The following is a 21,304-nucleotide window of genomic DNA, read 5'->3' as shown; positions in this document are numbered from 1 at the left end:
GGAGCCGTTTTTTTAGGGGGCGATCGCGGCTTTATCCAGCGGATCGGGGCCAAATCGGTTGGGACCGACCGTGCCGCGCAGGCAGAAATAAATCAGCAGCAGCAGCGTGCCCAGCAGCGGAATCAGCATAATCAGCAGCCACCAGCCGGAGCGATCGAGATCGTGCAGGCGGCGTACGCCGACGGCGACAGAGGGGATCAGGACGGCGACGGAGTAGATGAACGAAAGCAGCCCCTGATCAGAAAAAATCTTCAGTCCGAGCAGTTCATCGACTGCGCTGCAGGCCAGAGAAATCAGCGTGCTGAATAATAAAAACAGCCAGAACGTTTTGCGACGACAGCGACCGTTGACGACCGCATACATTTTTAAAACCGTCAGATAGTGATTCACTTTATTGGTCCCTTTTTTAATCAAATCAGAGCAGGCGTTCCCGTCAGGTCAAGGTGAAACGCGCTATTCCCGCCCTTGTGCCAGGTAACCTATTTTATCTGGCGGCTTAGGGCGCCGCACAGGAAAAAAGCGGTGTAAAACTCTGCTGAGTAAGAAAAATGCGGTGGCAAAAGCCCTTTACGTAATTACACTCTTCCCGCTATCGACGAAAGTTTCGCCTTTACGTATGATGGCGCGAATTTTTTATCTGTGAGTCTCTTAACATGATTAGTCTGATCGCGGCATTAGCAGCAGATCGCGTCATTGGTATGGAAGGTGCCATGCCGTGGAATCTGCCTGCAGATTTGGCGTGGTTTAAACGTAACACCCTGAATAAGCCGGTGATTATGGGTCGTCTGACCTTTGAATCCATCGGTCGTCCGCTGCCGGGACGCCTTAATATCGTCGTCAGCAGCCAGCCGGGCGCGACGGAAGGGGTGACCTGGGTGACCTCGCTGGACGAGGCGATTAAAGTGGCCGGCGACGTGCCGGAGATAATGGTGATTGGCGGCGGGCGGATCTACGAACAGATGCTGAAGCGCGCCGATCGTCTCTATCTCACCCATATCGACGCCGAGGTAGAAGGGGACACGCAGTTCCCGGATTACGAACCGGACGAATGGCAATCAACCTTTAGCGAGTTTCATGACGCCGACGAGCAGAACTCCCACAGCTACTGCTTCGAAATCCTCGATCGCCGCTAAGCGTTAATCAGCAAAACGCCTTGTTGAAGGGCATTTGGCAAATGATTAAAACGTTTGCAAGTGGTAGACAGGGATCGGAGAGCAAAGCGTCCCGCGGCATGGATGGCGCGGGCCGAGCGAGCATGGATGCCTTGAGCGACTTTGCGATCGAGCCCGGTCTACCGCGTCGGCACTATTTCACGCCTTGTCTTCCGACAAGGCGTTTTCTTTTGCGCCTCTCTCAGGCGGACTGCTGCGGCGGGACGCTGTCGGTTGTCGACGACTGACGGCTGGAAGGCTGCGTATAGTAGCGCTGGCTTTCCCAGTGCAGCAGCGTCAGCACGCCGCCCCAGCAGCAGCCGGTATCCAGGCCGATCACGCCGGGCGGCGTGCCTTTGCCCTCCAGCGAGGCCCAGTGGCCGAAAACCTGCGTGTAGTCGTCAGGCAGCTTGCCGGGGATGGTGAACCAGGGCCTGAGCGGCGGCGGCGCGGAGTCCGGCGCCTCTTTGCAGATCATATCGAGCTGGCCGTTGGGGAAGCAGAAGCGCATGCGCGTCAGGGCGTTGGCGGAAAAGCGCAGGCGCGCCAGGCCGCTCAGCTCCGGCGTCCAGTTATTCGGCATATCGCCATACATGGCGTCCAGAAACAGTGGATAGCTGTCGCTGGAGAGCACCGCCTCCAGCTCGCGCGCGCAGGCCTGCGCCGTCTCTAAATCCCACTGCGGCGTCACGCCGGCATGCGCCATTACCAGTTTCTTCTCTTCATCGACCTGCAACAGCGGCTGACGGCGCAGCCAGTTAAGCAGCTCGTCGGCGTCCTCCGCTTCGAGCAGCGGCGTCAGGCGATCCTTGGGTTTGTTGCGGCTGATGCCGGCGAACACCGCCAGCAGATGCAAATCGTGATTGCCCAGCACCATACGGACGCTCTCGCCGAGCGATTTTACGTAGCGCAGCACCTCAAGCGAACCCGGGCCGCGCGCGACCAGATCGCCGGTCAGCCACAGCCTGTCCTGCTCAGGCGAAAAGTCGACCTGCTCCAGCAGAGCGCGCAGCTCATCGTAACAACCGTGAACGTCGCCAATCAGATATGTGCTCATAGAGAATTATCCGCAATAAAAAACCGCGCCCGGCAGAGCCGGGCGAAGGGTGAAAAGATCAGTGTATATGGGTTTCTACGGCGAGGCGGAACACCGGGATGTCGATGTGAAAGGTTTCTCCCTCTTCATCCTGCATCACATAGTGTCCCTGCATGGTGCCCATCGGCGTTTCGATAACCGCGCCGCTGGTGTACTGAAATTCGCTGCCGGGCGCAATCACGGGCTGCTCGCCGACCACGCCTTCGCCCTGAACTTCGGTTTCGCGCCCGTTGCCGTTAGTGATAAGCCAGTAGCGGCCCAGCAGCTGCACGGCGTTTCGGCCCAGATTGCGGATGGTAATGGTATAGGCAAAGACGAAGCGCTCCTCTTCCGGCGAGGATTGAGAAGCGATATAGAGACTTTGTACCTGAACAGACATCCGGGCCGATTCACTCATGCGTTACTCCAGCGGTTCAACGTTGTGGGTCGCCAGCCAGTTGGCTAACTGACAGTATTGCGCCACCGACACGTTTTCCGCGCGTAGTCCTGCATCGATGCCCAGCTCCTCCAGCGCGCCGGCGGCGAACAGATAGCCGAGGCTGTTGCGCAGGGTTTTGCGGCGCTTGCCGAAGGCTTCGGTGGTGATGCGGCTCAGTACGCGAATATCGCTGACCGGATGCGGCGGCTCCGTAAACGGCACCAGGCGCACCACTGCCGAATCCACCTTAGGCGGCGGCGTAAAAGAGTGCGGCGGCACTTCAAGCACCGGGATAACCTGACAATAATATTGCGCCATCACGCTGAGGCGGCCGTAGGCTTTGCTGCCTGGCCCGGCGACGAGGCGGTTAACCACCTCTTTCTGCAGCATGAAGTGCATATCTTTAATCGAACCAGTATAGCTGAAAAGGTGAAACATCAGCGGGGTCGAAATATTGTAAGGCAGGTTGCCGAAGACGCGCAGCGGCTGGCCTTTCTCTTTCGCCAGCGCGGCGAAATCGAAGGTCATCGCATCCTGCTGATAGATCGTCAGCTTCGGACCGAGGAACGGATGGGTCTGCAGACGCGCAGCCAGATCGCGGTCCAACTCGACCACCGTTAAGGCGTCGAGACGCTCGCCGACCGGTTCGGTCAGCGCGCCGAGGCCTGGGCCGATCTCCACCAGCGCTTCGCTGCGCTGCGGATGAATGGCGGAGACAATGCTATCGATAATGTACTGATCGTTCAGAAAGTTCTGCCCGAAACGTTTACGGGCGTAGTGCCCCTGATGGACGCGATTATTCATTACTGCTCTTGATCATAGTGATGGCGAGGTTAAGCGCCGTAATAAAGCTGCCCGGCTCCGCCTGGCCCAGACCGGCTAGCTCCAGCGCAGTGCCGTGGTCGACGGAGGTACGGATAAAGGGCAGGCCGAGGGTGATATTCACCGCGCGGCCAAACCCCTGAAATTTTAGCACCGGCAAACCCTGATCGTGATACATCGCCAGTACCGCATCGGCGTGCTGCAGATATTTCGGCTGAAAAAGGGTATCGGCCGGCAGCGGCCCGGTAAGCTGAATGCCCTGTTCGCGCAGCGAGTCGAGCGCCGGAATAATCGTATCGATCTCTTCGCGCCCTATGTGGCCGCTTTCGCCCGCGTGGGGATTAAGCCCGCAGACAAAGATATGCGGCTGTGGGATGGCGAATTTCTGCTGCAGATCGCGATGCAGGATGGTAATCACTTCGCGCAGGCTGGCGTGGGTAATGGCCGCAGAAACATCTTTCAGCGGCAGATGCGTAGTCGCCAGCGCGACGCGCAGCTCTTCGGTCGCCAGCATCATCACGACGCGATGACCGCCGGCGCGATCGGCGAAGAATTCGGTATGGCCGGTAAAAGGAATGCCGGCATCGTTAATCACGCCTTTATGCACCGGACCGGTGATCAGCGCGGCGAATTCGCCGTTGAGGCAGCCGTCGCAGGCGCGCGCCAGGGTCGCCAGCACATAGGCGCTGTTGGCCGGCTGGAGTTCGCCCGGCGTGACCGGCTGTGCGGTCTCTATCGGCAGAATAGTCAGCGAGCCGGCCTGCTGCGGCTGCGCCGCGAGGCCGGGCTGATAGTCGCGCAGCGTCAGCGGCAAGCCGAGCTGAGCGGCACGCGCATACAGCAGTTGCGGCGACGCGCAGACCACCAGTTCAACCGGCCAGTTTTGCTGAGCCAGCTGAATGGCGAGATCGGGACCAATCCCGGCGGGTTCGCCGGGCGTGATGACGACGCGATAATTACTGGGCATTGCCGTCCAGGATTTTCACGTAGGCGCTGGCGCGCTGTTCCTGCATCCAGGTTTGCGCTTCTTCGGCAAACTTGCGGTTGAACAGCAGGCGATAGGCGCGCTCTTTCTGCGCCGCGTCGGTCTTATCGACCTGACGGGTATCAAGCAGCTGAATCAGGTGCCAGCCGAAAGAGGAGTGAACCGGCTGGCTGGTCTGGCCTTTCTGCAGCTGCAGCAGGGCGTCGCGGAACGCCGGATCGTAGGCTTCCGGCGAGGACCAGCCCAGATCGCCGCCCTGGTTAGCGGAGCCCGGATCGTCAGAGAACTGTTTAGCTGCCGCCGCGAAACTGGTTTTACCGCTGCGAATATCGGCGGCGATCTGTTCCAGCTTCGCGCGCGCCTGCTCGTCGGTCAGGATCGGCGACGGTTTGATCAGGATATGGCGCGCGTGCACTTCGGTGACGGAGATGTTTTTGCTCTCGCCGCGCAGATCGTTGACCTTCAGGATATGGAAGCCGACGCCGGAACGGATTGGGCCGACGATATCGCCTTTTTTGGCAGAAGAGAGCGCCTGCGCGAACAGGGTCGGCAGCTCTTCAATTTTGCCCCACCCCATATTGCCGCCTTTCAGCGCCTGCGGATCGGCGGAGTAGGTCACGGCCAGCTTGCCGAAATCCGCGCCGCCTTTCAGTTCGCCTACCAGCTGCTTAGCCAGCGCTTCCTGATCGTCGACCTGCTGCTGCGTCGGGTTTTCCGGCAGCGGCAGCAGAATCTGGCTGACGTTCAGCTCGGTGCCCTGAGCGTTTTGCGCGCCGACCTGAGTAGCCAGCGTATCGACTTCCTGCGGCAGGATGGTGACGCGACGACGCACTTCATTGTTGCGTACTTCGGCGATCAGCATCTCTTTGCGGATCTGGCCGCGATAGTCGCTATAGTTAACGCCGTCGTAGGCCAGGCGGCTACGCAGCTGATCGAGGCTCATATGGTTCTGCGCGGCGATATTGCCGATCGCCTGGTCGAGTTGCTGATCGCTGATCTGCAGCCCCGCTTTTTCGCCCATCTGCAGGATGATGTTGTCCATGATCTGACGTTCAAGGATCTGGTGACGCAACGTCTTGTCGTCCGGCAGCTGCTGTCCGGCCTGCTGCGCCTGCGCCTTTACGGTGCGCAGCATATTGTCTACGTCACTCTCCAGAACGACGCCGTTATTGACAACGGCAGCGACTTTATCAACCACTTGTGGTGCTGCGAACGCGGTGTTGGCGGCTACCGCCACACCCAGAATCAGCATTCTCCAGTTCTTCATACTTTTTCCATAGTTGTTTCCGCAGTGCGGGAATTACCAGTCAAACATCGCAACATCAGAAAGCGCGCTGGTAAGGGATAATGCCCTGACGCAGCATCTGGTCGGTGCCTAAGCCATAACCGGAGCTCAAACCACGCAGCTCAATGTTGAATGAGATTTGGTTGTCATACTTACTGTCGTTGTTTTCCCAACCGTTGATCTTGCGTTCGTAACCGACGCGGATCGCGTAGCAGCAGGAGCTGTACTGCAGGCCAACCAGCTGCGAAGCCGGTTTCTGGTTGCGCGTATCGTAGTAGTACGCGCCCACCACTGACCAGGCGTCCGCAATCGGCCAGCTGGCGGTGCCGCCTACCTGTGAAATCCCCTTTTTGTAGATCGGGTTGTTCACCAGGTCGGAGTTGTTCAGCGCGCTGGCCACATATTCCGGGCTGCTGTAGCGATAGCTCAGCTGCAGAACGCGGTCGGCGTCGCGACGATACTCCAGCACGGTATTGCCCTGCGCGACGTTGTCGAGACGGGTGTCATACTGCAACCCGCCGCGCACGCCCCAGCGATCGCTGACTTTCCAGTAGGTGTCGCCGGCCCAAATCAGGCTGCCGGTGTCATCCTCTTTGTTGGTCTGGTTTACGCCGGTACGCGCAGGGGTAAACGAGTAGATTTGACCCACGGAAACGTTAAAACGTTCAACCAGATCCTGATCATAAATACGCGTGGTGACGCCGGTCGATACCTCGTTGGCCGAGGCGATGCGATCCAGGCCGCTATAGGTGCGGTCGCGGAACAGGCCTGTATAATCGGTCTGCAGCAGCGTCGAGTCGTACGGATAGATATCGCTCTGGTTGCGGTATGGAATATAGAGATACTGCACGCGCGGCTCGAGCGTTTGGGTATAGCCTTGCGCCCAGTCCATATCGCGGTCGAATACCAGACGGCCGTCGACCTTGAACTGCGGCATGGTGCGGTTCACCGTGCTTTTCAGCTGGCCACTCTGGCTGTTAGCCGCACCCGCCAGGTTGGCGTTGTAGTAATCGAGCGAATCCTGTTCATAGTGTGTCGCAAGGAACTTCGCTTCGGTATCCAGGCTCGCCCAGCCGTTGGAGAGCGGCAGGTTCAGCGTCGGCTCGACGTGCAGGCGAGTCGCTTCTGGATAATCATTATTGACGTTGGTGAACTTCACCGCCTGCGCGTAAATGCGACCGTCAAACGGACCCATGTCGTTCTGGTAGAAGTTCAGATCGAGCTGCGGCTGCGCACGATAAACGTTTTTATTGGTTTCCCCGAAGACCTGGAAGTCGCGGCTGGAGAGCGTGGCGTCCCAGTTGGTATCGGCGTAGCCGAAGCTGAACTTCTGCGTCGCATAGCCGTCGGTGGAGTTGTAATATTTCGAGTCGAGATCGTTAAAGTAGTAAGGATCGCTGACTTTGGTGTAATCGGCGTTGAAGCGCCAGTGCTGGTCGTAGACCCCGGCGTGGCGCCAGTAGAAGAGCCAGCGGTCGTTGCTCTTGTCTTCCGCGATATTACGCGCCGCTTTATCTTTATCGTACTGGTCATCCGACGGCAGGTAGTCAAACTCCATCAGGCCGGCGCCGAACTGCGTCAGGTAGCGGAATTCGTTTTCCAGCTGCATGCCGCGCTTCGACATGTAGTGCGGCGTAATGGTGGCGTCCGCCTGCGGCGCGATGTTCCAGTAGTAGGGCAGGACAAACTCGAATCCTTTGCTGCTGCCATATTTCGCGTTCGGGATCAGGAAGCCGGAGCGGCGGCGATCGCCAATCGGCAGCTGCAGATAGGGGCTATAGAAGATCGGCACCGCGCCCAGCTTAAAGCGGGCGTTCCAGATCTCCGCCACCTCTTCTTCGCGATCCTGGATAACCTGCGAGCCTACGACGCTCCAGCTGTTGTAGCCGGGCAGACAGGAGGTGAAACTGCCGTTTTCCAGAATGGTGTAGCGGTTATCGGCACGCTGCTTCATCAGATCGGCGTCGCCGCGTCCCTGACGACCCACCATCTGGTAGTTGCCGTTCCAGACGTTGGTATCTTTGGTATTCAGATTCGACCAGGCTTTCGGACCTTTCAGGATGACCTGATTGTCGTCATAGCGCACATTACCCAACGCATCGACGGTGCGAACCGGCGTGGTTTGTCCTTCCTGCTGGCGCTGATGCAGCTGCATCTCATCCGACTGCAGGCGGCTGTTGCCCTGCTGTACATCCACGTTGCCGGTGAATACCGCGTCGTCCGGATAGTTTCCCTTCGCCGCGTCGGAATGAATCGTGACCGGCAGCTGGTTCGTCTGGCCAGTGACCAGCGGGCGGTTATAGCTCGGCACGCCCAGCATACACTGCGACATAAGATCGTCGGCCAGAGCAGACTGACTGGATATCGCTGCGCCAATCATGGTGGCCAGCAGGGTAGGTAGTCGTTTATTCATACGCGGTATCGAGAATTCCATGAAAACTGGCATCATGCCGACAATCGGCTCAGAGACTAACGTACTGCCCGGCGTTGTGCCAGTGTTAATCCGTGTCTGTCCGCGTTGCCGTTAGGCGCTGGGATAAATGACAGGTATGATAATGCAATTTTCAGCCGCAAGCATGGCGAATTGAGGAGTTTATGCGCTACTGGGGAAAAGTTATTGGGCTGGTGCTGGGGCTGCTTTCCGGCGCCGGTTTTTGGGGCATTGTGTTCGGCCTGGCGATTGGCCATCTGATCGATAAGGTTCGCGGCGCAAAAGGTCAGGCCTGGTTCGCGAATAACCAAACCCGCCAGACGCTGTTTTTTCAGACCACTTTTCAGGTAATGGGCCACCTTACCAAATCGAAAGGGCGCGTTACCGAAGCCGATATTCAAATCGCTTCTTTATTAATGGATCGCATGCAGCTGCACGGCGATGCGCGCACCGCCGCGCAGCGCGCCTTCCGTGAAGGCAAGCAGGGCGACTACCCGCTACGCAGCAAACTGCGCGAACTGCGCAGCGCCTGTTTCGGCCGCTTCGATCTGATTCGGATGTTTCTGGAAATTCAGATTCAGGCCGCCTTCGCCGACGGCTCGCTGCATCCGAACGAGCGTCAGGTGCTTTATGTGATCGCCGAAGAGCTCGGCATCTCGCGCATTCAGTTCGATCAGTTCCTGCGCATGATGGAGGGCGGCCAGCAGTTCGGCGGCGGGCAAGGCGGCTATCAGCAGGCGCAGCGCGGGCCGACGCTGGAGGACGCCTGCAGCGTGCTGGGGGTGAAAAGCAGCGACGACGCCACCACCATTAAGCGCGCCTATCGCAAGCTGATGAGCGAGCATCATCCCGATAAGCTGGTGGCGAAAGGCTTGCCGCCGGAGATGATGGAGATGGCGAAGCAGAAGGCGCAGGAGATTCAGGCGGCTTACGATCTGATTCGCCGCGAGAAAGGCTTTAAGTAGCGCGCTGGCCCGCTTAAAAATCGGCGGGCTGGCGGAAGGTCATGCTGTTGCCGAATGCCGGATGCGTGATGGTCAGCGATTCGGCATGCAGCAGCAGGCGCGGTGCGCGGGCTTTCGCGTCGGGATGGGCGTAGAAGCCGTCGCCCAGGATGGGATGGCCCAGCGCCAGCATGTGCACGCGCAGCTGGTGCGAGCGGCCGGTAATCGGCTTCAGCGCCACGCGCGCGCTGTTGTCGTCCAGATAGGCCAGCACTTCATACTCGGTCTGCGCCGCTTTGCCGGTTTCAAAGCAGACTTTCTGTTTCGGCCGGTTCGGCCAGTCGCAGATCAGCGGCAGATCGATGACCCCTTTTTCCGCTGCTGGATGGCCCCAGACACGCGCCACGTAGCTTTTTGACGGCTCGCGCTCGCGAAACTGGCGCTTCAGCTCGCGCTCCGCCGCCTTGGTTAAGGCGACCGCCAGCACGCCGCTGGTGGCCATATCGAGGCGATGTACCGATTCCGCCTGCGGATAGTCGCGCTGAATGCGCGTCATTACGCTGTCTTTGTGCTCTTCCAGACGGCCAGGCACCGACAGCAGCCCGCTCGGCTTATTGACCACCATAATGTGCGCATCCTGATAGAGGATGTGCAGCCAGGGCTCGCGCGGCGGATTGTAGGGTTCCATGATGTATTCGCTTTCTGTCTAAAGTAAAAGGGGCCAAATGGCCCCAAAGATTACTGATGCGTGACCACGATCAGGCGCAGCGCGTCGAGACGCCAGTTGGCCTGACTCAGGCTTTCCAGCACCTGCTGACGATTGCTCTCCAGCGCCTCGATCTCATCTTCGCGGATGTTCGGGTTGACCGCTTTCAGCGCCTCAAGACGCGACAGCTCCGCGCCCAGCTTCTCATCCGCTTCGGCGCGCGCCGCGGCGATCAGCGCCTGCGCTTCCGGCACCACTTTCTCTTCCGCCTGCACCAGAATCGCGTGCACATCCTGCTGTACCGCGTTGACCAGCTTGCTGCCGGTATGGCGATTCACCGCGTTAAGCTGGCGGTTGAAGCTTTCAAACTCCACCTTGCCCGCCAGGTTGGTGCCGTTGCGATCCAGCAGCATACGGATCGGCGTCGGCGGCAGAAAGCGCGTCAGCTGCAGATGCTTAGGCGCCTGCGCTTCGACCACGTAGATCATCTCCACCAGCAGCGTGCCGACCGGCAGCGCCTTGTTTTTCAGCAGCGACAGCGCGCAGCTGCCGGTGTCGCCGGAGAGGATCAAATCCAGGCCGTTGCGGATTAGCGGATGCTCCCAGGTGATGAACTGGGTATCTTCGCGCGACAGCGCCTGGTCACGGTTAAAGGTGATGGTGCAGCCATCTTCCGGCAGACCGGGGAAATCGGGCACCAGCATATGATCGGACGGTGTCAGCACGATCAGGTTATCGCTGCGATCCTCCTGGTTGATGCCGACGATATCGAACAGGTTCAGCGCAAAGTTCACCAGTTCGGTGTCGTTGTCCTGTGCGGCGATCTCTGCCGCCAGCGCCTGCGCCGACTCGCCGCCGTTGGAGTTGAGCTCCAGCAGGCGATCGCGACCGTGTTCCAGCTGCGACTTCAGCGACTCGTGCTGCTTGCGGCACTCGGCGATAAATTCATCCAGGCCTTCGCTGTTTTCCGGCGCGGCGAGGAAATCGATCAGCGGCTGATGCACGCTGTCGTAAATGGTGCGGCCGGTCGGGCAGGTGTGCTCGAAGGCGTCGAGCCCTTCGTGATACCAGCGCAGCAGCACCGCCTGAGCGGTTTTCTCCAGCCAGGGCACCATGATCTGAATATCGTGCGCCTGGCCGATGCGATCGAGACGGCCGATACGCTGCTCCAGCAGATCCGGGTTAAACGGCAGGTCGAACATCACCAGACGGCTGGCGAACTGGAAGTTGCGCCCTTCGGAACCGATTTCGGAGCAGAGCAGCACCTGCGCGCCGTTCTCTTCCGAGGCGAACCAGGCGGCGGCGCGGTCGCGTTCGATAATCGACAGCCCCTCGTGGAATACCGCCGCGCGGATGCCTTCGCGCTCGCGCAGCACCTGCTCCAGCTGCAGCGCAGTGGCCGCCTTGGCGCAGATCACCAGCACTTTCTCTTTACGGTTGCTGGTCAGGTAGCCGAGCAGCCACTCGACGCGCGGATCGAAGTTCCACCAGGTGCCGCTGTCGCCTTCGAACTCCTGATAAATTTGCTCGGGATAGAGCAGGTCGCGCGCGCGCTCTTCCGCGCTTTTACGCGCGCCCATAATACCGGAGACCTTGATGGCGGTCTGATACTGCGCTGGCAGCGGCAGGCGGATCTGATGCAGTTCGCGTTTCGGAAAGCCCTTCACGCCGTTGCGCGTGTTGCGGAACAGCACGCGGCTGGTACCGTGGCGATCCATCAGCATGGCGATCAGCTCTTTGCGCGCGTCGAGTTTGCCGTCGCGTTCGCTGTTAGCGACCTGCAGCAGCGGCTCGATATCCTGCTCGCCCACCAGATCGTTGATGATGTTCATCTCTTCCTGCGAGATCGCTTTGTCGGCCAGCAGCGAGGAGACCGCGTCGGCGACCGGACGGAAGTGCTGCTGCTCTTCGACAAACTGCGCGAAGTCGTGGAAGCGATTAGGATCGAGCAGACGCAGACGGGCGAAGTGACTCTCCATGCCCAGCTGTTCCGGCGTCGCGGTCAGCAGCAGCACGCCGGGGATCTGCTCCGCCAGCCGTTCGATAACCGCATATTCGCGGCTCGGCTCGCCTTCGCTCCAGGCGAGGTGGTGCGCTTCGTCGACCACCATCAGATCCCACTCGGCCTCTGCCAGCAACTCAAGGCGCTGCTTGTTGCGGCGCACGAAATCGAGCGAGCAGATAATCAGCTGTTCGGTCTCGAAGGCGTTGTCGCTGTCGTGCTGCGCTTCAGCGTAGCGGTCGTCGTCGAACAGCGAGAAGTGGAGGTTGAAGCGGCGCAGCATCTCGACCAGCCACTGGTGCTGCAGGGTTTCCGGCACGATGATCAGCACGCGCTCGGCGCGCCCGGCCAGCAGCTGCTGCTGGATGATCATGCCGGCTTCAATGGTTTTGCCGAGGCCCACTTCGTCCGCCAGCAGCACGCGCGGCGCATGGCGGCGGCCCACGTCGTGGGCGATATGCAACTGGTGTGGGATCAGGTTGGTGCGCATGCCGCGCAGACCGCTTACCGGCAGACGATACTGCGCGCTCTGATATTTGCGGGCGCGATAGCGCAGGGCGAAGCGATCCATACGATCGAGCTGGCCAGCGAACAGGCGATCCTGCGGTTTGCTGAATACCAGCTTGCTGTCGAGCATCACTTCACGCAGCACCACCTCGCTTTCGTCCGTATCGAGACGCGTGCCGATATAGGTCATCAGGTCATTTTCGTTGCGTACTTCATCGACGCGCATCTGCCAGCCTTCGTGGCTGGTCACCGTATCGCCCGGATTAAAGATAACGCGAGTCACCGGAGAGTCGTTACGGGCATACAGGCGGTTTTCGCCCGTCGCCGGAAACAGCAGCGTAACCATGCGGGCGTCCGCCGCCACGACCGTTCCGAGCCCCAGTTCACTTTCCGTATCACTAATCCAGCGCTGACCTAATGTAAAAACCATATTTTTCTAGCTCGAATTTTTAAGGTGTTTTTGGTGAAGTTTCCCCGCCACAGGCAATACCTTTTCCCCAGACAAAGGGAGGTCTGGTCAGGTTTTAAGAGCGGTGAGATGCAGGAAGGGCGCTATGGTACTGGAAGGCAGGCCGTTCGTCACCTGTCAAAAAAGCCCCAGCTGCCCAGTAATCAGTGTAGCAAAGTCGCCGTCGACGAAAGGCAAAATGCCGTCGGCCACCGGCTGCAGCTGCTTGCTGACGTAATGATCGTAATCCAGCGGCGTGACGCGCGCCTCCAGCGGTTCAGGGCCTGCGGTGGCCATCACGTAGCGGATCGAGCCGCCGTTTTGATACTGCAGCGGGCGGTTCAGCTTGCGGTTCTGCTCATCCGCCAGCCGCGCGGCGCGCACGTGCGGCGGCACGTTGCGCTCATAGTCGGCCAGTGGGCGGCGCAGCCGTTTTTTATAGACCAGCAGGTCGTCCAGCTCGCCCGCCAGCAGCCGCGCCACGGTGTCGCGCACGTAATCCTGCCAGGGCTCGCCGCGAAAAATATGACCGTAGAGCGCCTGCTGAAACTGCTGCGCCAGCGGCGTCCAGTCGGTGCGCACCGATTCCAGCCCTTTGAACACCAGCCGCTCGTTTGCGCCGTCGCGAATCAGCCCGGCGTAACGCTTTTTGCTGCCCTGTTCGGCGCCGCGAATGGTCGGCATCAGAAAGCGGCTGAAGTGGTTTTCATACTCCAGCTCCAGCGCGCTGTCGAGACCGTACTGCTGCTGCAGATGTTCGCGCCACCATGCGTTGATCTGCTCCGCCAGCCTGCGGCCGATGGCGGCAGCTTCCGCTTCGCTGTGCGGCGACTTCAGCCAGACGAAGGTCGAATCGGTATCGCCGTAAATGACATCAAAGCCCTGCGCCTCTATCTGCTCGCGCGTCTGCTGCATAATGGCGTGACCGCGCAGCGTAATCGACGAGGCGAGGCGCGGATCGAAGAAGCGGCAGGCGCTGGTGCCGAGCACGCCGTAAAAGGCGTTCATAATGATTTTCAACGCCTGCGACAGCGGCTGATTGCCCTGTTTTTTCGCCGCCTCGCGCCCCTGCCAGATCTGCTCGACCATGGCTGGCAGGCAGTGGGTGTGGCGCGAAAAGCGCGCTTCGCGGAAGCCGGGCACCGAATCGGCATCGTCGGGGTGGGCCAGACCTTCGACCAGTCCGACCGGATCGATCAGGAAGGTGCGGATAATCGAGGGATAAAGGCTTTTGTAATCGAGCACCAGCACCGAATCGTAGAGGCCGGGACGGGAATCCATCACGTAGCCGCCGGGGCTCGCTTCCGGCGCGACCTCGCCGAGGTTGGGCGCGACGAAGCCTGCGCGGTGCATGCGCGGAATATAAAGATGGCTGAAGGCGGCCACCGATCCGCCGTGGCGATCCGCCGCCAGGCCGTTGACCGAGGCGCGCTCCAGCAGAAACGGCATGATCGCGGTTTTATGGAAAATACGCGTCACCAGCTCGCAGTCTTTGAGGTTGTAGCGCGCCAGCGCCGGCTTATCGTTGGCGAAGCGCCAGTTGATCTCCTCCATGCGGTGCCAGGGGTTATCGATCGCTTTGCCTTCGCCCAGCAGGGTTTGCGACACCGCCTCCAGGCTAAAGGAGGGAAAGGTCCAGAAGGCGGATTTCAGCGCTTCGATGCCGTCGATAATCAGGCGGCCGGCCGCGCTGGCGGAAAAGACGCCGGGCTTGAAGCCGTGCTCGCGCCACTCCAGCGGCGTACTCTCACGCCCGAGGCGTAGCGGAATGGCGTAGCGGTCGGCATGTTTTTGCAGCACGCGCAGGTCAAATTGCACCACGTTCCAGCCGATCAGCACGTCAGGGTCGTGCTCGGCGAACCAGGCGTTGAGCGCCTCCAGCAGCTGCGGACGGGTATCGAAATAGATCAGATCGAAGTCGAGCGCGCTGGCGTCGCCGTTGGGTGGCCCCAGCATAAAGACCTGCCGCTGGCCGCAGCCTTCCAGGCCGATGCAGTAGAGCTCGCCATGCTGGGTGGTTTCGATATCCAGCGACACCCACTTCAGCGGCAGGCGATAGTCGGGATGGGGCTTCAGGCGGGCGTTGACCAGCGCGTCGCCCTGCGGCTCGCCGCTGAACCATACCGGCGCGGTGATAAAGCGCTCCATCAGGAAGCGCTCCGGCGGGCGGATATCCGCTTCAAACACCGGAATGCCCTGTTCGCGCAGCAGCTTTTCCAGCCGCTGCAGCTGGCGATACTGACGACAGTAAAGACCGAAGACCGGGCGGCGGCGAAAATCCTTCAGCGCCAGCGGCTGCAGCCGCACCTGACGCTCGTCGCGCAGCAGCGCTTCTACCTGCGGCTGATAGTCGCACGGAATAAAGGCGACCGACTCCTGCGCCGGCAGCGCCAGACGCTGCGGGCCGCTGTCCGTCGCCAGCCAGAAAACGATTTCGGTGCCCTGGGCGCTGTCGCGCCAGTGGCGGGTAAGCAGGAATCCTGCGCGGGGCGTATTCACATCGGCTCCAGACGAAAAAACAGCCAGAGTATAACATGGTTATTTATCCAGTGCGCGCGGCGCGCTTTTGTCAACGTCGCCCTACAATTCTTACCTTGACGCTGTCGTGCCGCCTCTGGACAATCCAGCATCCAAAGTGTGAGTAAGGAAGGTTATGGAAGCCTGGATTCAACATCTGTTTACGCAGTCGCTGGAGTACGCGCTGATCGCCGTTGCGCTGGTGACCTTTCTTGAATCGCTGGCCTTTGTTGGCCTGCTGCTGCCGGGCACCGTGATGATGGCCAGCCTGGGCGCGCTGGTCGGCAGCGGACAGATTGGGCTTTATCCCGCCTGGGCGGCGGGCTTTGTAGGCTGTCTGCTGGGCGACTGGATCTCATACGGCATCGGCTGGAAGTTTCAGGGGCCGCTGCACCGCTGGAAATATTTGCAGAAATACAAAGGGCTGCTGGATAAAACCGAGCACGCGCTGCATCAGCACAGCATGTTCACCATTCTGGTCGGACGGTTCGTCGGGCCGACGCGTCCGCTGATTCCGCTGGCGGCCGGCATGCTCGAGCTGCCGGTGCGCAAGTTTCTGCCGCCGAACCTGATTGGCTGCGTGCTGTGGCCGCCGCTCTATCTGCTGCCAGGCATTCTGGCGGGCGTGGCGATCGACGTGCCGAAGGACGCGCAGAGCGGCGCGTTTAAATGGCTGTTGCTGCTGGTGGCGCTGCTGGTCTGGCTGGGCTGCTGGCTCGGCTGGCGCTGGTGGCGCAGCGGCAAAAGCCGCGACTGGGCGACGGCGTATCTGCCGCCTGCGCGCCTGCGCTGGCTGGCGCCGCTGGGCATCGTTATTGCTGTCGCCGCCTTCGCAGCGATCCAGTTCCATCCGATGATGCCGCTGTTCCGCCAGCTGTTATGGCAGGTGTTCTTTGCCTGACGCGCGGGCGATGCCGAGCACGTCGGCCTCGCGCGTGTCGCCCGACAGCAGCGTCTCGGTGGCGCCGTCCCAGTAGACGCGGCCATCGACGATCACCAGGCTGCGCGGCGCAATTTGCTGCGCATCCTCCAGGCTGTGCGACACCATCAACAGGGTAATCGCTCGCGCCTCGCAGACGCGCCGCACCAGCTGCAGCATCTCGTTACGCAGCGCCGGATCGAGCGCCGAGAAGGGTTCGTCCAGCAGCAGCACCGGTCGGTCGCGCAGCAGACAGCGCGCCAGCGCCGCGCGCTGGCGCTGGCCGCCGGAGAGCTGGCCCGGCAGACGCGTCAGCAGATCGCTCAACCCCACCTGATCGGCAATCTCCTCCAGCTGCCGCCGCTGCGCGGCGTTCAGCTTCAGTCCCGGATGCAGACCCAGCGCCATGTTCTGCTGCACGCTAAGGTGCGGAAACAGGTTGTTCTCCTGAAACAGCATCGATACCGGACGCTGCGACGGCACGCTATGGGCGTGATCCGCACCGTCGATGCGCAGCGCGCCCTGGCTCACCGGTAGAAAGCCGGCGATCAGGCTAAGCAGCGTACTTTTGCCCGCGCCGCTGGGGCCGAGCACCGCCAGCCGCTCGCCACGTTCGGCGCTGAAGCTGAAACGCATCGGCAGATGCTGGTAGAGGTAGGTCAGATTAGTCAGTGTCAGCATGGCGGCCAGGTAATTTTTCCATCAGGGTAAACAGCAGCAGACAGATCGCTAACAGCAGCAGAGCGGTAACCGCGCCGTCGGCGCCGCGATAGGCGCCGGTCTGCTGATAAAGGTAAAAGGGCAAAGTACGGAAGTCTGCGCTGCCGAACAGCGCCACCACGCCGAAGTCGCCGACAGAGAGCACGCAGGCGAAGGCGAGCGCCTGCGCCAGCGGACGCTTCAGCGCGCGCAGCTCAATGAGCCGCAGTCGGTTCCAGCCAGCGATCCCCAGTGACGCGCACAGGTGCGAATAGCGCTCGGCGCTGTCGCGCATCGGGTTTTCCAGCACCTTTAGCGCATAGGGAATGGCGAGCAGCGCGTTGGCGAAAATCACCAGTCCGTCGGGCGAGTCTGGCAGGCCGGTGGTGGCGTTGAAGAGTAAAAAGAAGCCGGTCGCCAGCACGATGCCCGGCATCGCCAGGATCAGCATGCCGCTGGTCTCCACTACCTGCGCAGGCAGCAGGCGCTGGCGCAGGCGCAGCTCGCGGCTGCTCCACAGCAGCATCATGGTAAGCGTGACGCAGAGCGCGCCCGCGCCGAGGGCGATACGCAGCGAGGTGAGCGTCGCCTGCCACAGCGCCGGCTGCGCCAGCGCGCCGCCCGAGACGCCGCGCAGCCCGTCAACGATCACCGCCAGCAGCGGCGGCAGCAGCAACAGCAGCGCCAGCGCGATAAGCAGGCCGTCGCCGATGCGCGCGCGCCGCGAATCGTGCGGATCGCGCCAGCCGCGCAGCTGCGCGCTGCCTGCCGGAATCGCCTTGCTGAAGCGCTGGCTCAGCAGCACCAGCGTCAGGCAGAAGGCGAGCTGGATCAGCGCCAGCAGCGCGGCGCGGCCGGGATCGTAGTCGTAGCTCAGCGCCTGAAAAATCGCCAGCTCGATGGTGGTGGCCTGCGGGCCGCCGCCCAGCGAGAGCACGGTCGCGAAGCTGGCGAAGCAGAGCATAAAAATCAGCGCGCCGGTTGGCAGCAGCTGTCGGCGCAGCCAGGGCCACTCCAGCAGGCGGAATAAGTGCCAGCCGCGCAGTCCGAGCTGAGCGGCGAGCTGACGCTGTTCGCCTGGAATATTCTCCAGCGTCTGCAGCATCAGGCGCGTCGCCAGCGGCAGGTTGAAAAAGCAGTGCGCCAGCAGAATGCCCTGCAGCCCATAGGGCGAGAAGCGGTAGTCGATGCCGAACAGCTGGCAGAGCTGCGCCAGCCAGCCGACGCGGCCATAGACCGTCAGCAGGCCGAAGACCGCCACCAGCACCGGCAGCACCAGCGTCATGGCGCAAAGGCGCAGCAGCAGCTGACGGCCGGGAAAACGCCTGCGGTAGAGGGCGCGCGCCAGCGGGATCGCGGGCAGCAGCGACAGCAGGGCGGAGAGCAGCGCCTGGGTGAACGAGAAGCGCACCACGTGGCGCAGATAGCTATCATGCAGCAGCCCACGCCAGTCGCCTGCCGGCGCGCTGGCCCAGAGCGCGCCGAACGCCAGCAGCGCCACGCCGCACAGCAGCAGCGCGGCGGCACTGCCCGGCACCATCCACAGCGGGATTAGCGGCTGACGGCGCGTTGCCATGCGTTAATCCACTCTGGGCGCTGCTGCGCCACTTGCTGCGGACTATACTGCAGCGCGGTTTGCGGCACGCTCAGCGTCTGGAAACCCGCTGGCAGCTCGCTTTTAATGACCGGATACATCCAGTTGCCGGTCGGGATGGCGTTCTGGAAGGCGGGCGTCAGCATAAACTGCATAAACTGCTGCGCCAGCTTCGGCTGCTTGCTGCCGGCAAGCTGCGCGGCGACTTCAACCTGCAAATAGTGACCTTCTGCAAACGGCGCGGCGGCGTAGTTCTCTTTTTTCTCTTCGATGAGGTGATAGGCGGGCGAGGTGGTATAGCTTAGCACCAGATCGCCTTCGCCTTTCAGGAACAGGCCGTAGGCTTCGCTCCAGCCCTTGGTCACGGTAACGGTTTTTTGCGCCAGCTTCTGCCAGGCCTGCGGCGCGCTGTCGCCGTAGACTTTCTGCATCCAGAGCAGCAGGCCCAGACCCGGCGTGCTGGTGCGCGGATCTTCATAGATCACGCGCCATTTCTCCGGGCTTTCCACCAGCTCTTTCAGGCTGGTCGGCGGGTTTTTAAGGCGCGTTTTGTCATAAACGAAGGCGAAGTAGCCGTAGTCAAAGGGCACGAAGGTTTGATCCTGCCAGCCGCCCGGCAGCGTCAGGTTATGGAGATCGACCGCGCTTTTGGCGAACAGGCCGGTCTGCTGCGCCGCCTGCAGCAGATTATTGTCGAGGCCGAGCACCACGTCGGCCTTGCTGTTCTTGCCTTCCATGCGCACGCGGTTCAGCAGCGAGACGCCATCTTCTAGCGCCACATAGCGCAGCTCGCAGCCGCACTGCGCTTCAAAGGCTTTTTTCACCGCCGGGCCGGGGCCCCATTCGGCGGAGAAGGAGTCGTAGGTGTAGACGGTCAGGGCTGGTTTTGCCGCCAGCGCCGGCACGGACAGCAACATCAGCAGAGGGAGAATCTGTTTAACCACTTTGCGCTCCAGGGGAGAGTTGTTATGAGTCGCAAAGGATCTGAGCGTAGCAGCCTCTCAAATCCCTACGTCGGTATTAACCGAATCAGGTTCGACGGGTTTTTCTCAGCCTTTCGCAGGCACCCCGTTGAGAACGGCTCATTCTAGACATTTCGGCGCCAGGGGGAAAGCGTCACAGCGTCGGCGGCGCGAACCAGGCGGATTTAAAGTCGAACCAGCCAAGCGTATTGAGCCGCACGCCGCGCATGCTGCGCTGACCTTCCAGCAGCAGCCAGTGATGAAACAGCGGATGCAAACCATCCGCGTCGAGCAGCCGCTTGCTCCATTCGGCGAGCGGCAGCGCTTTGCGCCGCCAGCGCGCGGCGTCCTGTTCCCAGTCGAGCGGCAGACAGTGATGCAGCAGCGGGATCTCGTAGAGCTGGGCAAACAGCGCATACTCCAGCGGCAGAGTGAAGTTGACGCTGCCGAGCCAGACGTCGCTTTCCGCCTCGCCCTGATGCCAGGTTTCATAGTCGACTGCACGGGTAATTAGCCGCACATTGTGCTGCGCCAGCAGTGGGCGCAGCGCATTGGCGATGCCCTCATGCTCGACGTGCTGGCTGTACCAGGTCAGCGTCAGGCTCTCCAGACCGGGCGGCCTGGTCGCTGGCGTCAAATCGCGGCGGTGGTGCCAGCGCGGCAGCAGGCCGTAGGCAGGATACCAGTAGCGCTGATAGCCGGCCTCGGCATAGTTGAGCAGCGCGATGGGATTCAGCAAATGGCAGAGCCAGCGCCGGACGTCGGCATCGCGTCCCAGGGCGGAGCGCTGATCGAACAGGAGAAAATAGCAGCCCTCTTCAAGGCGGCTCTCTTCCGACTTTTCATCCTCGGCGGCGCCCTGGAGACGCACGCCGGAGTAGACCAGTTCGTCGCTGATCTCCGGCAGTACCCAGATTGAGACGTCGTCAATCAGCGCGCGAAAGCCGAAATAGTCGTCAAACGCCTCGATCTTCAGCTGGCTCTGCTGGTTGCGCACCACGCGATAGGGGCCGGTGCCAACGGGATGCCGCGCGAAGTCGCGCATTTGCGGCCATTCGCGCGGCAGAATCATGGCGCTGACGCTGCCGAGCAGCCAGGGCAGCCAGTCGTCCGGTTCGCTGAGATGGAGATCCAGCGTCCAGGGCGCGGGCGAATCGATGCGTCGAATATGGGAGAAGAGCGGCAGCGGGCGCAGGCGTTCCAGGCTCGACGTGACGTCCGCCATCTCCAGCTCGCGGCCATGATGAAAGCGGATCGCCGGGCGCAGGTAAAAACGCCAGTGCAGCGGCGATATCGCCTGCCAGTGATGGGCGATATCCGCCTCGACTTCCCCGTTTTCCTCATTTATACGCGTCAGACCGTTAAAAATCTGCCGCGCCAGATGGGTTTCGGAGCGGCGCAGCGGCGAGCCGGGCAGCAGGTTAAGCAGCGGGCGGTAGTAGAGCACGCGCAGAATATGTTTGCCCTGGCGGAAGCTGCGGCCGAGATGGGCGCGGATCATCTGGCGTACCTCCGCCTTGTCGCCGACCAGCTGCACCAGCTGATCGATACGATCCTGCGCCAGCAGATCCTCGGCGCGCTGCTGCTGCAGCGCCAGGCCGGTGTAGCAGAAGCTGAGCTGCGAACGCTTGCCGCGTCCCGCCTCGGCCTGCCAGGTGAGCCAGCCCGCCTCCTGCATCGCATTCAGCAGGTTGCGCATATGGCGACGCGAGCAGTGCAGCCGTTCGGCCAGTTCGCTGAGCGTAACCAGCTGGCTTTCGCCCTGGCAGCTTTGCCACAGGCGGATGAACTGCTGCTTAAGGCGTGATGAGGACATAA

The 21,304-nt window shown here is 61.3% G+C and carries 17 protein-coding genes and 1 riboswitch; of the genes, 3 read left to right on the top strand and 14 right to left on the bottom strand.

Going from position 1 to position 21,304, the window contains the following annotated elements:
* Positions 1–12 precede the first annotated feature (12 nt).
* Positions 13–390: a DUF805 domain-containing protein gene (locus PVE98_RS16725; RefSeq protein ID WP_096073870.1), complete on the bottom strand. Its 378-nt coding sequence runs from the start codon at positions 388–390 to the stop codon at positions 13–15.
* Between the two features lie 263 nt (positions 391–653).
* Between PVE98_RS16725 and folA the strand changes: the two genes are divergently transcribed.
* A complete protein-coding gene (folA, locus tag PVE98_RS16720) occupies positions 654–1,133 on the top strand; it encodes a type 3 dihydrofolate reductase (RefSeq protein WP_096072556.1) in 480 nt (159 codons plus the stop codon).
* Between the two features lie 220 nt (positions 1,134–1,353).
* Here the strand turns inward: folA and apaH are convergent, their stop codons facing one another.
* The 6 genes from apaH to lptD are packed head-to-tail and all read right to left on the bottom strand — an operon-like array spanning position 1,354 to position 8,170.
* The gene (apaH, locus tag PVE98_RS16715) at positions 1,354–2,208 is read right to left on the bottom strand and encodes a bis(5'-nucleosyl)-tetraphosphatase (symmetrical) ApaH (RefSeq protein WP_033749448.1); all 855 of its coding nucleotides are present in this window, start codon (positions 2,206–2,208) and stop codon (positions 1,354–1,356) included.
* Between the two features lie 58 nt (positions 2,209–2,266).
* Complete coding sequence (apaG, locus tag PVE98_RS16710) at positions 2,267–2,644, bottom strand: Co2+/Mg2+ efflux protein ApaG (protein ID WP_033749449.1); 378 nt, start codon at positions 2,642–2,644, stop codon at positions 2,267–2,269.
* Between the two features lie 3 nt (positions 2,645–2,647).
* A complete protein-coding gene (rsmA, locus tag PVE98_RS16705) occupies positions 2,648–3,469 on the bottom strand; it encodes a 16S rRNA (adenine(1518)-N(6)/adenine(1519)-N(6))-dimethyltransferase RsmA (RefSeq protein ID WP_096072557.1) in 822 nt (273 codons plus the stop codon).
* Positions 3,462–4,454, bottom strand: coding sequence for a 4-hydroxythreonine-4-phosphate dehydrogenase PdxA (gene pdxA, locus PVE98_RS16700; RefSeq protein WP_096072558.1), 993 nt, complete (start codon positions 4,452–4,454; stop codon positions 3,462–3,464). Before pdxA ends, rsmA begins: the two co-directional genes overlap by 8 nt.
* The gene (surA, locus tag PVE98_RS16695) at positions 4,444–5,739 is read right to left on the bottom strand and encodes a peptidylprolyl isomerase SurA (RefSeq protein ID WP_033749453.1); all 1,296 of its coding nucleotides are present in this window, start codon (positions 5,737–5,739) and stop codon (positions 4,444–4,446) included. Before surA ends, pdxA begins: the two co-directional genes overlap by 11 nt.
* A gap of 55 nt (positions 5,740–5,794) precedes the next feature.
* On the bottom strand, positions 5,795–8,170 hold the full coding sequence (gene lptD / locus PVE98_RS16690; protein WP_096072559.1) for an LPS assembly protein LptD: 2,376 nt from the start codon (positions 8,168–8,170) through the stop codon (positions 5,795–5,797).
* A 182-nt stretch (positions 8,171–8,352) separates the two neighbouring features.
* Between lptD and djlA the strand changes: the two genes are divergently transcribed.
* Positions 8,353–9,153, top strand: a complete 801-nt coding sequence (gene djlA / locus PVE98_RS16685; protein WP_033749456.1) for a co-chaperone DjlA — start codon at positions 8,353–8,355, stop codon at positions 9,151–9,153.
* A gap of 13 nt (positions 9,154–9,166) precedes the next feature.
* Here the strand turns inward: djlA and rluA are convergent, their stop codons facing one another.
* The 3 genes from rluA to polB all read right to left on the bottom strand — a co-directional run bounded on the left by rluA (position 9,167) and on the right by polB (position 15,294).
* Complete coding sequence (rluA, locus tag PVE98_RS16680; protein ID WP_033749457.1) at positions 9,167–9,820, bottom strand: bifunctional tRNA pseudouridine(32) synthase/23S rRNA pseudouridine(746) synthase RluA; 654 nt, start codon at positions 9,818–9,820, stop codon at positions 9,167–9,169.
* Positions 9,821–9,870: 50 nt separating this feature from the next.
* Positions 9,871–12,777 carry an RNA polymerase-associated protein RapA gene (gene rapA, locus PVE98_RS16675; protein ID WP_033749458.1) on the bottom strand — a complete coding sequence of 969 codons (2,907 nt, stop codon included), beginning with the start codon at positions 12,775–12,777 and terminating at the stop codon, positions 9,871–9,873.
* A gap of 156 nt (positions 12,778–12,933) precedes the next feature.
* Entirely contained in the window at positions 12,934–15,294 is a 2,361-nt protein-coding gene (gene polB, locus PVE98_RS16670; RefSeq protein ID WP_096072561.1) for a DNA polymerase II, read from the bottom strand.
* A gap of 154 nt (positions 15,295–15,448) precedes the next feature.
* On the opposite strand from polB, the gene PVE98_RS16665 reads away from it, so the two are divergent.
* On the top strand, positions 15,449–16,213 hold the full coding sequence (locus PVE98_RS16665) for a DedA family protein (RefSeq protein WP_096072562.1): 765 nt from the start codon (positions 15,449–15,451) through the stop codon (positions 16,211–16,213).
* On the opposite strand, the gene thiQ is transcribed toward PVE98_RS16665, so the two are convergent.
* The 4 genes from thiQ to sgrR all read right to left on the bottom strand — a co-directional run bounded on the left by thiQ (position 16,190) and on the right by sgrR (position 21,302).
* On the bottom strand, positions 16,190–16,912 hold the full coding sequence (thiQ, locus tag PVE98_RS16660) for a thiamine ABC transporter ATP-binding protein ThiQ (RefSeq protein ID WP_033749461.1): 723 nt from the start codon (positions 16,910–16,912) through the stop codon (positions 16,190–16,192). The genes PVE98_RS16665 and thiQ overlap by 24 nt on opposite strands.
* Entirely contained in the window at positions 16,896–18,506 is a 1,611-nt protein-coding gene (thiP, locus tag PVE98_RS16655; RefSeq protein WP_033749462.1) for a thiamine/thiamine pyrophosphate ABC transporter permease ThiP, read from the bottom strand. Before thiP ends, thiQ begins: the two co-directional genes overlap by 17 nt.
* The gene (gene thiB, locus PVE98_RS16650) at positions 18,482–19,468 is read right to left on the bottom strand and encodes a thiamine ABC transporter substrate binding subunit (protein ID WP_033749464.1); all 987 of its coding nucleotides are present in this window, start codon (positions 19,466–19,468) and stop codon (positions 18,482–18,484) included. The genes thiP and thiB overlap by 25 nt, the downstream gene beginning before the upstream one ends.
* Positions 19,469–19,512: 44 nt before the next feature.
* Positions 19,513–19,605, bottom strand: a riboswitch (TPP riboswitch).
* 35 nt (positions 19,606–19,640) lie between these two features.
* Complete coding sequence (gene sgrR / locus PVE98_RS16645; protein WP_096072563.1) at positions 19,641–21,302, bottom strand: HTH-type transcriptional regulator SgrR; 1,662 nt, start codon at positions 21,300–21,302, stop codon at positions 19,641–19,643.
* Between the last annotated feature and the right edge of the window lie 2 nt (positions 21,303–21,304).

This window comes from Pantoea sp. GABEPS69, from assembly GCF_045780835.1.
GTDB classification, from domain to species: domain Bacteria; phylum Pseudomonadota; class Gammaproteobacteria; order Enterobacterales; family Enterobacteriaceae; genus Pantoea; species Pantoea septica.
The sequence above is the reverse complement of the archived record's forward strand: the minus strand, read 5'-3'. Positions and strand labels throughout refer to the sequence as shown.

Coding starts and splice junctions, on each gene's coding strand:
- apaG (WP_033749449.1), bottom strand. CDS start 2,644: ATGAGTGAATCGGCCCGGATGTCTGTTCAGGTACAAAGTCTCTATATC.
- folA (WP_096072556.1), top strand. CDS start 654: ATGATTAGTCTGATCGCGGCATTAGCAGCAGATCGCGTCATTGGTATG.
- rsmA (WP_096072557.1), bottom strand. CDS start 3,469: ATGAATAATCGCGTCCATCAGGGGCACTACGCCCGTAAACGTTTCGGG.
- apaH (WP_033749448.1), bottom strand. CDS start 2,208: ATGAGCACATATCTGATTGGCGACGTTCACGGTTGTTACGATGAGCTG.
- rluA (WP_033749457.1), bottom strand. CDS start 9,820: ATGGAACCCTACAATCCGCCGCGCGAGCCCTGGCTGCACATCCTCTAT.
- thiP (WP_033749462.1), bottom strand. CDS start 18,506: ATGGCAACGCGCCGTCAGCCGCTAATCCCGCTGTGGATGGTGCCGGGC.
- rapA (WP_033749458.1), bottom strand. CDS start 12,777: ATGGTTTTTACATTAGGTCAGCGCTGGATTAGTGATACGGAAAGTGAA.
- djlA (WP_033749456.1), top strand. CDS start 8,353: ATGCGCTACTGGGGAAAAGTTATTGGGCTGGTGCTGGGGCTGCTTTCC.
- thiQ (WP_033749461.1), bottom strand. CDS start 16,912: ATGCTGACACTGACTAATCTGACCTACCTCTACCAGCATCTGCCGATG.
- lptD (WP_096072559.1), bottom strand. CDS start 8,170: ATGAATAAACGACTACCTACCCTGCTGGCCACCATGATTGGCGCAGCG.
- surA (WP_033749453.1), bottom strand. CDS start 5,739: ATGAAGAACTGGAGAATGCTGATTCTGGGTGTGGCGGTAGCCGCCAAC.
- pdxA (WP_096072558.1), bottom strand. CDS start 4,454: ATGCCCAGTAATTATCGCGTCGTCATCACGCCCGGCGAACCCGCCGGG.
- PVE98_RS16665 (WP_096072562.1), top strand. CDS start 15,449: ATGGAAGCCTGGATTCAACATCTGTTTACGCAGTCGCTGGAGTACGCG.
- sgrR (WP_096072563.1), bottom strand. CDS start 21,302: ATGTCCTCATCACGCCTTAAGCAGCAGTTCATCCGCCTGTGGCAAAGC.